The 13,856-nt window shown below is 67.1% G+C and carries 12 protein-coding genes and 1 riboswitch; of the genes, 9 read left to right on the top strand and 3 right to left on the bottom strand.

All coding sequences use genetic code 11. The features are described from left to right. Positions 1-186 precede the first annotated feature (186 nt). Complete coding sequence (locus QQL87_RS35820) at positions 187-582, top strand: thioesterase family protein (protein ID WP_284423771.1); 396 nt, start codon at positions 187-189, stop codon at positions 580-582. 112 nt (positions 583-694) lie between these two features. On the opposite strand, the gene proC is transcribed toward QQL87_RS35820, so the two are convergent. Then, positions 695-1,522 (bottom strand): pyrroline-5-carboxylate reductase, encoded by an 828-nt coding sequence (proC, locus tag QQL87_RS35815; RefSeq protein ID WP_284423772.1) that lies wholly within the window; start codon positions 1,520-1,522, stop codon positions 695-697. Positions 1,523-1,685: 163 nt separating this feature from the next. Then, complete coding sequence (locus QQL87_RS35810; RefSeq protein ID WP_284423773.1) at positions 1,686-2,186, bottom strand: type III secretion system chaperone family protein; 501 nt, start codon at positions 2,184-2,186, stop codon at positions 1,686-1,688. A 399-nt stretch (positions 2,187-2,585) separates the two neighbouring features. Beyond that, a riboswitch (FMN riboswitch) is annotated at positions 2,586-2,781 on the top strand. A gap of 74 nt (positions 2,782-2,855) precedes the next feature. On the opposite strand from QQL87_RS35810, the gene QQL87_RS35805 reads away from it, so the two are divergent. The 8 genes from QQL87_RS35805 to QQL87_RS35770 all read left to right on the top strand — a co-directional run bounded on the left by QQL87_RS35805 (position 2,856) and on the right by QQL87_RS35770 (position 12,736). Then, positions 2,856-3,458: a 6,7-dimethyl-8-ribityllumazine synthase gene (locus QQL87_RS35805; protein ID WP_284423774.1), complete on the top strand. Its 603-nt coding sequence runs from the start codon at positions 2,856-2,858 to the stop codon at positions 3,456-3,458. Positions 3,459-3,883: 425 nt separating this feature from the next. Continuing rightward, complete coding sequence (locus QQL87_RS35800) at positions 3,884-5,098, top strand: MHYT domain-containing protein (protein WP_284423775.1); 1,215 nt, start codon at positions 3,884-3,886, stop codon at positions 5,096-5,098. 348 nt (positions 5,099-5,446) lie between these two features. After that, positions 5,447-6,310 carry an FAD binding domain-containing protein gene (locus tag QQL87_RS35795; protein WP_284423776.1) on the top strand — a complete coding sequence of 288 codons (864 nt, stop codon included), beginning with the start codon at positions 5,447-5,449 and terminating at the stop codon, positions 6,308-6,310. Positions 6,311-6,510: 200 nt separating this feature from the next. Beyond that, positions 6,511-7,011, top strand: a complete 501-nt coding sequence (locus QQL87_RS35790) for a (2Fe-2S)-binding protein (RefSeq protein WP_284423777.1) — start codon at positions 6,511-6,513, stop codon at positions 7,009-7,011. Further along, complete coding sequence (locus tag QQL87_RS35785) at positions 7,008-9,428, top strand: aerobic carbon-monoxide dehydrogenase large subunit (protein ID WP_284423778.1); 2,421 nt, start codon at positions 7,008-7,010, stop codon at positions 9,426-9,428. Before QQL87_RS35790 ends, QQL87_RS35785 begins: the two co-directional genes overlap by 4 nt. Before the next feature lie 279 nt (positions 9,429-9,707). Beyond that, complete coding sequence (locus tag QQL87_RS35780; RefSeq protein ID WP_284423779.1) at positions 9,708-10,577, top strand: AAA family ATPase; 870 nt, start codon at positions 9,708-9,710, stop codon at positions 10,575-10,577. Next, the gene (locus QQL87_RS35775) at positions 10,574-11,779 is read left to right on the top strand and encodes a vWA domain-containing protein (protein WP_284423780.1); all 1,206 of its coding nucleotides are present in this window, start codon (positions 10,574-10,576) and stop codon (positions 11,777-11,779) included. The genes QQL87_RS35780 and QQL87_RS35775 overlap by 4 nt, the downstream gene beginning before the upstream one ends. Positions 11,780-11,920: 141 nt before the next feature. After that, positions 11,921-12,736, top strand: coding sequence for an XdhC family protein (locus QQL87_RS35770; RefSeq protein WP_284423781.1), 816 nt, complete (start codon positions 11,921-11,923; stop codon positions 12,734-12,736). Positions 12,737-12,738: 2 nt separating this feature from the next. Here QQL87_RS35770 and QQL87_RS35765 read toward each other — a convergent pair whose 3' ends face one another. Further along, the gene (locus QQL87_RS35765; RefSeq protein WP_284423782.1) at positions 12,739-13,839 is read right to left on the bottom strand and encodes an HWE histidine kinase domain-containing protein; all 1,101 of its coding nucleotides are present in this window, start codon (positions 13,837-13,839) and stop codon (positions 12,739-12,741) included. Positions 13,840-13,856 lie beyond the last annotated feature (17 nt).

Genomic DNA, 13,856 nt, shown 5'->3' with positions numbered 1-13,856 from the left:
GCAAGTCTATTTTAGCGCCTATGGGCGAACGCCGGGACCCATACCCCCAGGGAGCGGTTCGAGGCAGGCTGGTGATTGGCCTTTTGCCCATCACGACCGCCGCGGCGTATGGGTCTCGGATCGGCGCTACGCCGCGCGGTCGCGCGTCGCAGCTTGTCCGGGACGACGTCTGAAATTGGAGCAGCCATGGACGCACGTGAGATCATCAAGCCGGGCATGCGCGCCGAGCGGCTGCTGGTGGTGCCGCCGGAGCGCACCGTGGGACATTTTGTTCCTCATATGCCCATGGTCTATGCGACGCCGATGATGATCCTGGAGATGGAGATGACGTCGGGCGACGCCATCAATCCGGTGTTGCCGCCGGGCTGGGTCACGGTCGGCACCGAGGTCAACGTCCGGCATCTGGCCGCCTCGCCGGTCGGCGCCACCATCCGCACGGTGGCCGAAGTGATCGAGGTCGAGCGCCGCGTGATCCGCTTCAGCGTCGAGGCCTACCACGGCGAGGTCAAGATCGGCGACGGCCGCCACGGCCGCGGGCTGATCAATGTCGCGCAGTTCAAGAAGCGGTTCGCGGTGCCGTAGCTGGCCATCTCACCGTCATTGCGAGGAGCGAAGCGACGAAGCAATCCAGGGTTACGCGCGTGACTCTGGATTGCTTCGCTTCGCTCGCAATGACGGCGGAGGGAGTGAGGGGCTACTTCGCCAGTTCCTTCGACCGTGCCGTCGCCGCCGCCACCGCGCGCTCCAGCAGCGGCTGGAAGCCGTCGGCGGCCATCAGCACCGAGAGCGCCGCTGCGGTGGTGCCGCCGGGCGAGGTGACGTTTTGGCGCAAGGTCGCGGATGGGAGCTCCGAGCGGTGCAGCAGCTCGCCGGCGCCCGAGACCGTGTCGCGCGCGAGCCTCGTCGCCAGCGCCTCGGGCAGGCCGGCGGCGATGCCGGCGCGGGCGAGTTCCTCGGCGAGCAGGAACACGTAGGCCGGACCGGAGCCGGACACGGCGGTGACCGCATCCATCAGCGTCTCATCATCGACCCATTCCACCGCGCCGGTGGCGCGCAGCAGCGCGTCGGTCAGCGCGCGCTGGGCGGCGCTGACATTGGCGGCGGGCACCGCCACGGTGATGCCGCGGCCGATCGCCGCCGGCGTGTTGGGCATCGCGCGCACCACGGCGCCGCCGATCGTGTGCTGCAAGCTCGCGATCGTGGTCCCGGCCATGATCGACAGCGCCAGCGTCGTGCCGCCGACCCACGGCTTCAGCGCCGGTCCGGCCTCCTGGAACATCTGCGGCTTGACGGCGACGATGACGACCTCGGCCGGTCCGGCGCTGGCCGGGTTGAGGCGGACGCCCTTGGCCGCCAGCGCGGTGATCTCCGCCGACGGCATCGGCTCGATCACCACCACGCGCGCGGGATCGAGACCGCCGGCCAGCCAGCCGGTCAGCATCGCCCCGCCCATCTTGCCGGCGCCGGCCAGCACGATGGTGCCGGTGAGATCTTGCAGTTCGTTTTTGGCCACTGACGTCACCGCACAAAAGCTGTCGTCCCTGCGAACGCAGGGACCCATAACCACAGGCGGTTCTAGTGGAGCGAGGGCAGAGCGACAAGCATCGCGCGCCACACCGGTATCACGCGGTATGGGTCCCGGCTCGGAGGCCGGGACGACATCGAGTGTGTCGAGGCAGGGCCGCTTACGCCTCGCCTTCGGTATCGAACAGCGCCGCCGCCATGGCGTCCTGGGTCGACTTGCCGGCCCAGACCACGAACTGGAAGGCGGGGAAATAGCGCTCGCAGGCGTGGATGGCGCCGGCCAGCATGCTCTCGCATTGCGCGCCGGAGGCGGTGATGCCGCCCGGCAGCACCAGCGCCTGGCGGTGCATGACCATGCCGGTGTGGGTCCAGATGTCGAAATGGCCGAGCCACAGCTGCTCGTTGATGGCCGCGATCAGCCGCTGCACCTCGGCGCGGCGCGCTTCCGGAATCTTCATGTCGAAGGCGCAAGCCAGATGCAGCGCCTCGATCTCCCCCATCCAGGTGAAGGAGAGCTGATAGTCGGTCCACTGGCCCTTGGAGGCGATGGTGATCTCGTCCTCGCCGGAGCGCTCGAACATCCAGTTGTTGTCGGCCGCGATGGTCTCGACCACGCTCAGCGGATGGTCTGCGGAATCGATAGTGCTCTCGAGCAGGGACATGCCGTCTCGACCTCGTCTTCTTGATCTCGTTGGTACATACGCGGCGACCCGGCCCGCGCCCTCTGGCGCTTTTCGACCCGGCTGCAGTCCCGGAGGTACCGGGGCGTGCGAGGACAAACTGATGTGATTTGCGGAATCTGCGCAACGGGGGGCTGAGTCCGTCCACAGCCAAACACCGCTTCGTCCACAACTCCTGTCCGGCCTGTGGAATCATGGCCGAAAGAGAACAAAACGGAATCGGACACGCGCAGCCGCTTCGGCGGACCGCCGCCGGTCACCCAATTTCGATCGAAAGGCTGCCGCAGGCCGCATGGCCGCCCCTCGCGTCGTGCAGGTTTCAGGCCTTGCCGGAGGCGTGGACCCCCTTCATAGTTCACGCGGGCCGTCCATTCCGGGCGGCTTTGTTCTCAGGGCGGGGCGAAATTCCCCACCGGCGGTAAGCGCTCTCGGTCGAGCGCGCGAGCCCGCGAGCGCCTTCTCTGTACGGCGTGATTCGGAGAATCCTGTTCTCCCGATCGCCTCGGATGGAGAAGGGTCAGCAGATTCGGTGCGACTCCGAAGCCGACGGTTACAGTCCGGATGAAAGAGAACGGGTCCCGGCACTCCGCGCCTCACGCGCGGGGGCGTCGTCGTTCCGTGTGCCCTGATTCTGGTCTGACGAGGAAAACCATGAATCAGATGCTGCAAGACGCTCCTACCGCTACGTCTTCCGACACCATCAGTGCCGAAGCGCCGCCCGCGGCGCAGACGCCGATCGAGACTGGTCCGCCCGACGAGCGGGCTCGTTCACATCCGCGCTTTGCCAAGCCGCAGCGTGTCGCCTTCGTGCAGGCGGCTTGGCACCGCGACGTCGTCGCCGAATGCCGGATCGCGTTCCTCGACGAGATCGAGGCGCGCAATATTCCGCGCGACCGCGTCGACATCTTCGAGGTGCCCGGCTCGTTCGAGATTCCGCTGCATGCCCAGCTGCTCGCCAAGACGCGGCGCTACACCGCGATCGTCGCGGCCGGCCTCGTCGTCGATGGCGGCATCTACCGCCATGAGTTCGTCGCCGACACCGTCATCAAGGCGCTGATGGACGTGCAGCTGCGCACCGAGGTGCCGGTATTCTCGGCGGTGCTGACCCCGCAGCAATTCCACGAGACGCAGGCCCATTTCGATTTCTTCCGCAAGCATTTCGCGACCAAGGGTGTCGAAGTGGCGACGGCCTGTGCGGAGACCTTGCTGAGCCTCGAGCGGCTGCGCAGCCAGGTGGCCGCGGGGATCATCTGAGGCGTTTTTCGTGTGGCTGGTCGAGGCCAGCCACACCCGCGCCACGTTCAAGTTAAGATTCGCGATCCCACGACAATGGCAGTGAGCTCCCCTCCCCCTTGCGGGGAGGGGTCGGGGGTCTCCGGGCGCTGAACCTCATGATCTGCACCCTCGGTCTTGCTTAGCAAGACGGATGCTATGGCGCGTGTCATCGCATCCGTCCCCTGGACGCGAGTGATCATCACTGAGAGCACGATTCGCGGACCCCCACCCCCGACCCCTCCCCGCAAGGGGGAGGGGAGCGCACCGTCGGTGCGCCACTCACCTGAACCCCAGCGACAACACGCCCCCTCGCGCTCCGCGCCTTGTGTTGTCATTCTCCGCGCGCCGCCTGTAAAATCATCCGTGGGAGGAGGCTGGCCCGTGGCGACGGGCGGCCGGCAAGGATGATCGAAGGATACGATCCTTATCTCGTCGCGCTCTCGGTCGTGATCGCGAGCCTGGGTGGCTATACCGGATTCAGTCTGACCGCCCGCATCCGCAGCGGGCCGGGGGCTGATACGCGCGTGTTGCTGTCCGGCGCTGCCGGCATCCTGGCCGTGGGCATCTGGACCATGCATTTCGTGGGCATGATGGCGGCGCCGCTGCCGGCGGATGCCGTCTACCTGGTGTTGCCGACGATCGTCTCCTTTTTGATTTGCGCGCTGGTCGTCGGCATCTCCCTGTTCTTCGTCAGCATCGGCGATCCGTCGCCGCAGCGCGTCGTTCCCTCGGCGCTGCTGCTCGGCGCCGGCATCGCCAGCATGCATTATGTCGGCATGCACGGGCTCGCGGGCTCGTTCGGGCTCACGCATGATCCGCTGTTGGTGACGCTGTCGGTCGGCATCGCGATCGTCGCCGCCTATGGCGGCCTGCGCATCTTCCTGGCGCGGCAGGACGGCCTGCGGCTCGCCATCAGCGCGCTCGCGTTCGGCATTGCCGTTTCAGGAATGCATTATACGGCGATGCTGGGGATGCATGTTGAGCCGCCTTACGCGCCTCATCATTACGTTCCCGCAGGGCTTGTTGCGTCGCCGCAAGCGCTTGCGATCGTCGTCTCCGTGCTGTGCTTCGTCATTGCCGCGGCATTTCTGTTGTCGCTCGTGCCGGACCGCCGCCAGCCCGAACCGGTTCCTTCAGTCGCTGACCCAGCGCCGCAGCTCGCGCCGGAGCCGGCTGCAATCTCCGCCGCCGCCGAGCCGGCCCCCGAACAAGCGCCGCCAAGCCGAATCATCGCCGCCCCGCTCGGCGGCATCGGCCAGCCACCGCGGGTCGTCGCCGCACGGCTGCCGCTCGAAGGCGCCAACGGAACCCATTTCATCGATGCCGGCGACGTCCGCAGCGTCCGGGCCGATGCACACTATACAAGGGTGCACGACGGCACCCGCGAGCGCATGTGCCCATGGTCGATCTCCGAGGCCGAGGCGCAGCTCGATCCCGGCCGCTTCATCCGGGTGCATCGCAGTCACATCGTCGCAATCGAGCACGTGACCTTTGTCGGCAAGGAAGGCGAGGGCGCGATCATCGAGCTTGACGGTCCGTCGAAGCCGCGGGTGCCGGTCAGCCGCGCCAAGGTTGCGGAGGTCAAGGCGCGGCTGGGTCTGGTGCGACGGCAGGCCTGAGCCACCTCGAGCTTCGCGGCTGCAACGGCGCACGCTCATTCGCCGCAACGCACATGAATGGATCATACGTGACGGTCGTGTTGCGGGTGCGGTCTCGCGCTGCCCTGCACGGCCAAGCGCGCGATTGGGTCGTCCTCGCTGACGCAGTTCGTGCGCGGACACCCCCATTTCGTGCGATTTCACCGTGCTCCGTGCCGGCTGCGTTGCGCGGCCCGCCATCCCGATCGACTCTCCGCGCCAACAGCGCTCGTCGCAGACATCCGTGCTTCGCTCACGCAGCACGAATGTCCGACGTATCGGCGCAGCGGCCAAGCCGACAAGGCACGCCAGCACAGGAGGGGAAACGAGATGATTCCTGGCCCATTCGACTATCACCGGCCTGCGAGCGTCAGCGACGCGATCAAGCTGCTCGCCGATCTCGGCGACGAGGCGCGGCCGCTTGCCGGCGGCCACAGCCTGCTGCCGATGATGAAGCTGCGGCTGGCGACGCCTGCGCATCTGGTCGACCTGCACGGCATCGCCGGCCTCAAGGGCATCTGCCGCGACGGTGACCGCATCGTCATCGGCGCGATGACGACGCAGGCCGAGTTGCTGGCGTCCGCCGAGATCGGAACCAGCCTGCCGATCCTGCACGAGACCGCGCTCTTGATCGCCGATCCGCAGGTGCGCTACCGCGGCACGCTCGGCGGCAACGTCGCCAACGGCGATCCCGGCAACGACATGCCGGCGCTGATGCTGGCGTTGGATGCAGCCTATCGGCTGGAAGGTCCGAACGGCGTCCGCGAGGTGGCGGCGCGGGAGTTCTATCAGGGCGCCTATTTCACCGCGCTCGAGCCGGGCGAGATCCTGACCGGGATCAGCATTGCCGTTCCGCCCGCGGGCCACGGCTACGCCTATGAAAAGCTGAAGCGCAAGGTCGGCGATTACGCGACCGCTGCGGCGGCCGTCGTGCTGACGATGGCGGGCGGCAAGGTTGCGAGCTGCACCATCGCGCTGACCAATCTGCACGAGACGCCGCTGCTGGCCACCGACGCGGCGAACGCCGTGATCGGCACCACGCTCGATGACGCCGCGCTGAAGGCGGCGGCGACCGCGGCCCGCGCGATCATGCAGCCGGCCTCCGATGCCCGGGGACCAGCCGAATATCGCACGCATGTCGGCGGCATCATGGTGATGCGCGCCCTGCAGCGCGCGGCGAGCCGGGCGAGCTGAAGCTCGCTTCGCCAAGTGACGAACACTCTCGTCTCCCTCCCCTCTTGTGGGGGAGGGCGGGGAGGGGGGTAGCCCCAGGCGACACTGCCGCCGTGGACCCCCACCCCCGACCCCTCCCCGCAAGGGGGAGGGGAGCGCACTGACAACGCGGCTCGAGTCGAGCCCAAGCCCACGCCTTGCGATCTTCCAGGGAGCACCAAATGCCCAAAACCCACGTCACGATGAAGGTGAACGGTAGCGAGGTCGAAGGCCTCGCTGAGCCGCGCACGCTGCTGGTTCACTTCCTGCGCGAGCAGGCGCAGCTCACCGGCACCCATATCGGCTGCGAGACCAGCCATTGCGGCGCCTGCACGATCGACATCGACGGCATGAGCGTGAAGAGCTGCACCATGCTCGCGGTGCAGGCCAACGGCTCCGACATCACCACGATCGAGGGCATGGCCAACGCCGACGGCTCGCTGTCGGCGCTGCAGGAAGGCTTTCGCATGATGCACGGCCTGCAATGCGGCTTCTGCACGCCGGGCATGATTCTGCGCGCGCATCGGCTGCTCAAGGAGAACCCGTCACCGACGGAAGCCGAGATCCGCGCCGGCATCTCCGGCAACATCTGCCGCTGCACAGGCTATCAGAACATCGTCAAGGCGATCCAATACGCCGCCGCCAAGATCAACGGCGTGGAATTCCAGGAGGCCGCGGAATGAACGACATGACTCCCACGCGGGAACAACGCGAAGCCGCGCTCGAAGGCATGGGCTGCAAGCGCAAGCGGGTCGAGGACATCCGCTTCACGCAAGGCAAGGGCAACTATGTCGACGACGTCAAGCTGCCGGGCATGCTGCATGGCGACTTCGTGCGCTCGCCGCACGCCCATGCGCGGGTGAAGGCGATCCACACCGAGGAGGCATTGAAGGTGCCCGGCGTGCTCGCGGTCATCACCGCAGAGACGCTGAAGACGGTCAACCTCGCCTGGATGCCGACGCTCGCGGGCGACGTGCAGATGGTGCTGGCCGACGGCAAGGTGCTGTTCCAGAACCAGGAGGTCGCCTTCGTTGTCGCGACCGACCGCTACGCCGCCGATGATGGCGTCGCCAAGGTCGTGGTGGAATACGAAGCGCTGCCGGTGCTGGTCGATCCGTTCAAGGCGATGGATGCGGACGCACCCGTCCTGCGCGAGGACCTCGCCGGCAAGACCTCGGGCGCGCACGGCCCGCGCAAGCACCACAACCACGTCTTCGAGTGGGCGATCGGCGACAAGGATCTCACCGACGCGGCGTTCGCCAAGGCCGATGTCACCATCAAGGAGATGATCTCCTATCACCGCACCCACCCGTCGCCGCTGGAAACCTGCCAGTGCGTCTGCTCGTTTGACAAGATCAAGGGCGAGCTGACGATCTGGGGCACCTTCCAGGCGCCGCATGTGATCAGGACGGTCGTGGCGCTGATCGCCAAGATCCCGGAGCACAAGATCCACGTGATCGCGCCTGATATCGGCGGCGGCTTCGGCAACAAGGTCGGCGCCTATCCCGGCTATATCTGCGCTGCGGTGGCTTCGATCGTGACCGGCAAGCCGGTGAAATGGGTGGAGGACCGCATCGAGAACCTGACCGCGACGTCGTTCGCCCGCGACTATCACATGACGACCGAGCTTGCCGCGACCAAGGAGGGCAAGGTCACCGGCCTGCGCGTCCATGTGCTGGCCGATCACGGCGCCTTCGATGCCTGCGCCGACCCGTCGAAATGGCCGGCCGGCTTCTTCAACATCGTCACCGGCTCGTATGACTTCCCGGTCGCGCATTGCGTGGTCGACGGCATCTATACCAACAAGGCGCCGGGCGGCGTCGCCTATCGCTGCTCGTTCCGGGTCACCGAGGCGGCCTATTGCATCGAGCGCGCGATGGACATTCTGGCGCAGAAGCTCGGCATGGACCCGGCCGACTTGCGTTTGAAGAACTTCGTCAAGACGGAGCAGTTTCCGTATCACTCGGCTTTGGGGTGGGAATACGATTCGGGCGACTATCACACCGCCATGCGCAAGATGATGGAGGCGGTGGACTACGCGGGCTTGCGCAAGGAGCAGGCCGAGAAGCGGGCGGCGTTCAAGCGCGGTGAGACCCGCGACATCATGGGCATCGGCGTCTCCTTCTTCACGGAGATCGTCGGCGCCGGCCCGTCGAAGAACTGCGACATTCTTGGCATCGCGATGTTCGACTCCTGTGAGATCCGGCTGCACCCGACCGGGGCCGGCATCGCGCGCGTCGGCTCCAAGAGCCAAGGCCAGGGCCACGAGACCACCTGGGCGCAGATCATCGCCACCGAGATCGGCATTCCCGCCGACAACATCATGGTGGAGGAGGGCAACACCGACACCGCGCCCTACGGTCTCGGCACCTATGGCTCGCGCTCGACGCCGGTCGCGGGTGCTGCCATCGCGATGGCGGCGCGCAAGATCAAGGCCAAGGCGCAGATGATCGCGGCCTACAAGCTCGAGGTCCACGAGGACGATCTCGAATGGGACATCGACGGCTTCCGCGTCAAGGGCCTCCCCGAGAAGGTGATGTCGATGAAGGACATCTGCTGGGCGGCGTACAACTCGGTGCCGCCGGGCATGGAGCCGGGGCTGGAGGCGGTGAGCTACTACGATCCGCCCAACATGACGTATCCGTTCGGCGCCTATCTCTGCGTGATGGACATCGACGTCGATACCGGCGTGTACAAGGTCCGGCGCTTCTACGCGCTGGACGATTGCGGCACCCGCATCAACCCGATGATCATCGAGGGCCAGATCCATGGCGGCCTCACCGAGGCTTTTGCGATCGCGATGGGCCAGGAGATCCGCTACGATGCCGAGGGCAACGTCGTCACCGGCTCGTTCATGGACTTCTTCATGCCGACCGCCGTCGAGACGCCGCATTGGGAGACCGACTTCACCGTCACCCCGTCGCCGCATCACCCGATCGGCGCCAAGGGGGTCGGCGAAAGCCCCAATGTCGGCGGCGTGCCGGCCTTCTCCAACGCGGTCAACGACGCGTTCGCGTTCCTGGGCTCGACGCACATCCAGATGCCCCACGATTTCTGGCGCAACTGGCAGGCGGCGAAGAGCCTGGGCGTGCTGGCGTAGACCACGGCCAAGAGCACTCCCGTCATTGCGAGGAGCGCAGCGACGAAGCAATCCAGAGTCCCGCCCACTACCCTGGATTACTTCGCTGCGCTCGCAATGACGTAGAGAGAGACGACTGTGTAACGGCATCGGCAGCGCGCTCCCCTCCCCCTTGCGGGGAGGGGTCGGGGGTGGGGGTCCACGGCGGCAGTCTCGCTTGGGGCACCCCCTCCCTGGCCTCCCCCACAAGGTGGGAGGGAACGCACTCAGGTCGCGGTGGAGATCGAGAATCAAACGCGCATGAAAACCCGCGACGATATCGCCAAGTCTCTCGCCGCCTCCGGCTACATCGCCGATAGCGAGCTGGCGACCGCGCTCTCCCTGATGCAGCTGCTCAAGCGGCCGCTGCTGCTCGAAGGCGAGGCCGGCGTCGGCAAGACCGAGGTGGCCAAGGCGCTGGCGTCCGCGCACGGCACCGAGCTGATCCGGCTGCAATGCTATGAGGGCCTCGACCAGAGCTCCGCGCTCTACGAGTGGAACTATCAGCGCCAGCTGCTGGCGATCGAAGCGCATCGCGGCCAGCCTGACACGATCGAGGACCAGATCTTCTCGGAAAAGTACCTGCTCGAACGGCCGCTGCTCGCGGCCATCAGGCGCGCCACGCCGCCGGTGCTGCTGATCGACGAGATCGATCGCGCCGACGACGAGTTCGAGGCCTTCCTGCTGGAGCTGCTCTCCGACTTCCAGGTCTCGATCCCCGAGCTCGGCACCATCAAGGCCACCAGCATTCCGCATGTGGTGCTGACCTCGAACGGCACCCGCGAGCTGTCGGACGCGCTGCGCCGGCGCTGCCTCTATCACTATGTCGACTATCCCGATGTCGACCGCGAGGCCCGCATCATCCTGACGCGGGTCGACGGCACGTCAGCGTCGCTGGCTCTGCAGATCGCGCGGATGGTCGAAGGCTTGCGGAAAGAGGAGCTGCGCAAGGTGCCGGGGGTCGCCGAGACGCTCGACTGGGCCGCGGCACTGGTCGGGCTCGACGTGCGCGATCTCAAGGACCAGCCCGAGATCGTGCACGACACGTTGATGTGCCTGCTGAAGACCCATGAGGACCGCTCTCGCGTCACGCGCGAGGTCGCGGCCCGGCTGCTGGGGAAAGTCGCATGAGCTGCTGCGGGGCGACGCCTGATCACGAGGACCTCGACGCCGTCGCCCGGCTGGTCGCCGGCCATCTCGGTGCATTTCTCAAGACCTTGCGCGACAACGGCTTCGCTGTCGGTCTGCCGGAAGGACAGGATGCTGCAGCCGTGATGGCCCACGGCTATGCCGACAAGCCTGGCCTGTTGCGCTCGGCGTTCAAGCATCTGTTCTCGGCGCGCAAGAGCGAGTGGGACCGCTTCGACGGCCTGTTCGATGCGTTCTGGCTGCGCAAGCGCGTCCGCTCCCGCTCCGTCGTCGCCGGATCGCCGCCGGCTGCGAACAGCCCCTCGTTGAAGATGCTGCAGGAGGCCAATGCCGGCCAACAAGGGCCGCAGGGGGCGACCGATCAAATTCCATCCCAAGACGCGCCGCGGGAGGCTGGTGGGGAAGGGCGCAGCGAGGGCGCCTCGCGTGTCGACGTGATCGGTGACACCGACTTCCGCAAGCTCGCCGATCCCGACCAGGTCGCGCTGGCGCATGAGGCGGCGGCGCGGCTCGCCAAGGCGATGCGGACGCGGCTGACGCGCCGCGACCAGATCAGGCGCAAGGGCTGGAGGCTCGACCTCCGCCGCACCATCCATCGCAACATTAGTCATGGCGGCGTGCCGATCGCGCTGGTGCATCGCCGACGCAAGCACAAGCCGCTGCGGCTGGTGGTGCTGCTCGACGCGTCCGGCTCGATGAGTGCCTACACGGCCATATTCCTGCGCTTCATCCATGGCGTGCTCGACGCCTTCCACGAGGCCGAAGCGTTCCTGTTCCACACGCGGCTCGCCTACGTCTCCGACGCGATGAAGGAGAAGGACGCCGCGCGGGCGCTCGACCGTCTCTCGATGATGGCGCAGGGCGCGGGCGGCGGCACCAGGATCGGCGAGAGCCTGCAGACCTTCAACCGCTGGCACGCCGCGCGCGTGATCCATTCACGCAGCTGCGTGATGATCGTTTCCGACGGCTACGAGACCGGAGATCCTGATCTGCTCGGCCGCGAAATGGCGCAGCTGCGCCGCCGCTGCCGTCGCATCGTCTGGCTCAACCCGATGCTCGGCTGGGACGGCTACGCGCCCGAGGCGCGCGGCATCAAGGCCGCGCTGCCCCACGTCGACCTCTATGCGCCCGCGCACACGCTGAGCTCGCTCGCGGCGCTGGAGCCCTATCTGGCGAGGTTGTGAGATGGCCATGGATGGCATCGATCTGAGTTCGAGGCATGCTGTCGCGACATCGGCAGAGCGCTCCATCCCCCACGCAGGGGGAGGGAACAGAGCTTCCATGCCGCTGCAGATTGCCTCGAACCTGTGTCAGAGGAGGCATTCATGACGACCTCCTTCGAGCTGCTCGATCTCGCTACCCAATTGAAAGCCAACGACGAGAGCTTCGTGCTTGCCACCGTGGTGCGCACTGTGTCGGTGACCGCGGCCAAGGCTGGCGCCAAGGCGATCATCCGGCCCGACGGCACCATCGCAGCGGGGTGGATCGGCGGCGGCTGCGCGCGCGGTGCGGTGCTGAAGGCGGCGCGCGAGGCGCTCGCCGACGGCGTTCCGCGCATGGTGTCGGTGCAGCCGGACAATTTGCTCGCGGAGCTCGGCGTCCGTGCGGGCGAGACTCGCGAGGGCGTGCGCTTCGCGGCCAACATGTGCCCGAGCAAGGGCACCATGGATATCTTCGTCGAGCCGGTGCTGCCGCATCCCTCGCTCGTCATCCTGGGCGCGAGCCCGGTGGCGCTGTCGCTCGCCGCGCAGGCGCGCCCGCTCGGCTATCACGTCACCCTGGCTGTGCCCGCATCCGATCTGCTGACCACGCCGGAGACGGATCTGTTGATCGATGGCTTTGCGCTCGATCGGCTCGGCGAAGCCCGGCGCTTCGTCGTGGTGTCGACGCAGGGCAAGGGCGACGAGGCGGCGTTGCGCGCCGCGCTCGGCTGCGATGCCACCTATCACGCCTTCGTCGGCAGCCGCCGCAAGATGGACAGCCTGCGCGACAAGCTCATCAGCGACGGCATCGACTCGGTGCTGCTCGACAGGGTGAAGGCGCCGGCCGGTCTCGATCTCGGCGCCATCACGCCGGAGGAGATCGCAATGTCGATCCTGGCCGAGATCACGCTGACGCGCCGGCGCGGCCAGCGCGGGTGATATCAGGTCGACGGCGTCAGCGGCAGGTCGAACGTCACCTTGAGGCCGTCGGCGGCGAAGTCGCGCGTCACCTGGCCCTTCAGGGCAGCCCCGAGGATGCGATCGAACAGCAGCGAGCCGAAGCCGTTGCGGGCGGGCGGGGTGACCGGCGGTCCGTCGCTCTCCCGCCAGCGCAGCGCGAGTCGGCCATCCTCGAGCGTCCAGCTCAGCGACACACGCCCCGCATCGTTCGACAGCGCGCCATACTTCACCGCATTGGTGACGAGCTCGTGCAGACCCATCGACAGATAGAGCGCAATGCCCGGCGCCAGCTGCACGGTGGAGCCGTCGACAGCGACGCGGTCGGATTGCAGCGGCGCCAACTCGGCACAGACCAGCTCGTCGAGCGCGATCGCCTCGCGGCCGCGATCGAGCGCCAGCGCGTGGCTGCGGGTGAGCGCGGCGATGCGGCCGCGCAGCGCCTCACCGAACTCGGCCAGTGCGGAATCGGCGCGGACGCTGAGCGCGATGACGCTGTCGACCAGTGCGAGCGTGTTCTTGACGCGGTGATTGAGCTCGTGGACCAGCACGCGATGGTGTTGCTCGATCGAGCGCCGTCGCGCATTCTCGGTGCGCAGCGCGATCTCGTCCATCACGATCTCGCTGAGCTCTGTGAGCTGCGCGATGTCGTCCTCGCTCCATGGCCGCGGCTCGTGATCGATCGCGCAGAGCGCGCCGATCACCTCGCCGCTCGGCAGCTTCAAGGGCACGCCAAGATAGGCGATCACGCCAAGGACGGGGACCGCGAGATTGTCCTTCACCAGCGGGTGCTGGTTCGCGTCGCTGATCACCAGCGGCTGCGCCGAGGTCACGACATGCTGGCAGAACGAATGGCTGAGCGGCGTCTCGCGCAGCGAGGCCCACGGCTCGCACAGCCCGACCGAGCTCTTGAAGAACTGCCGGTCGCGGTCGACCAGCGCGATGATCGCCGCCGGCGCCTGCAGCAGCCGCGTAGTGAGGCGCGTGACGCGATCGAAGCCCGGCTCGGGCGGGGAATCCAGCAGCTCGGTCTGCAAAAGTGCATTCAATCGGTCTGGCGCGGGGGCGTCGCGATCGGACGGCATGCTGGTCTTCGTTCGTC

It is taken from the genome of Bradyrhizobium sp. SSBR45G, from assembly GCF_030159255.1.
GTDB lineage: Bacteria > Pseudomonadota > Alphaproteobacteria > Rhizobiales > Xanthobacteraceae > Bradyrhizobium.
Note: the sequence above shows the minus strand (reverse complement) of the source record. Positions and strands in the feature narration are given on the sequence as shown.

What these genes read in the sequence shown, in the direction of transcription:
- QQL87_RS35820 (WP_284423771.1), top strand. Translation starts at nt 187, where the DNA reads ATGGACGCACGTGAGATCATCAAGCCGGGCATGCGCGCCGAGCGGCTG.
- QQL87_RS35810 (WP_284423773.1), bottom strand. Translation starts at nt 2,186, where the DNA reads ATGTCCCTGCTCGAGAGCACTATCGATTCCGCAGACCATCCGCTGAGC.
- QQL87_RS35805 (WP_284423774.1), top strand. Translation starts at nt 2,856, where the DNA reads ATGAATCAGATGCTGCAAGACGCTCCTACCGCTACGTCTTCCGACACC.
- QQL87_RS35800 (WP_284423775.1), top strand. Translation starts at nt 3,884, where the DNA reads ATGATCGAAGGATACGATCCTTATCTCGTCGCGCTCTCGGTCGTGATC.
- QQL87_RS35795 (WP_284423776.1), top strand. Translation starts at nt 5,447, where the DNA reads ATGATTCCTGGCCCATTCGACTATCACCGGCCTGCGAGCGTCAGCGAC.
- QQL87_RS35790 (WP_284423777.1), top strand. Translation starts at nt 6,511, where the DNA reads ATGCCCAAAACCCACGTCACGATGAAGGTGAACGGTAGCGAGGTCGAA.
- QQL87_RS35785 (WP_284423778.1), top strand. Translation starts at nt 7,008, where the DNA reads ATGAACGACATGACTCCCACGCGGGAACAACGCGAAGCCGCGCTCGAA.
- QQL87_RS35780 (WP_284423779.1), top strand. Translation starts at nt 9,708, where the DNA reads ATGAAAACCCGCGACGATATCGCCAAGTCTCTCGCCGCCTCCGGCTAC.
- QQL87_RS35775 (WP_284423780.1), top strand. Translation starts at nt 10,574, where the DNA reads ATGAGCTGCTGCGGGGCGACGCCTGATCACGAGGACCTCGACGCCGTC.
- QQL87_RS35770 (WP_284423781.1), top strand. Translation starts at nt 11,921, where the DNA reads ATGACGACCTCCTTCGAGCTGCTCGATCTCGCTACCCAATTGAAAGCC.
- QQL87_RS35765 (WP_284423782.1), bottom strand. Translation starts at nt 13,839, where the DNA reads ATGCCGTCCGATCGCGACGCCCCCGCGCCAGACCGATTGAATGCACTT.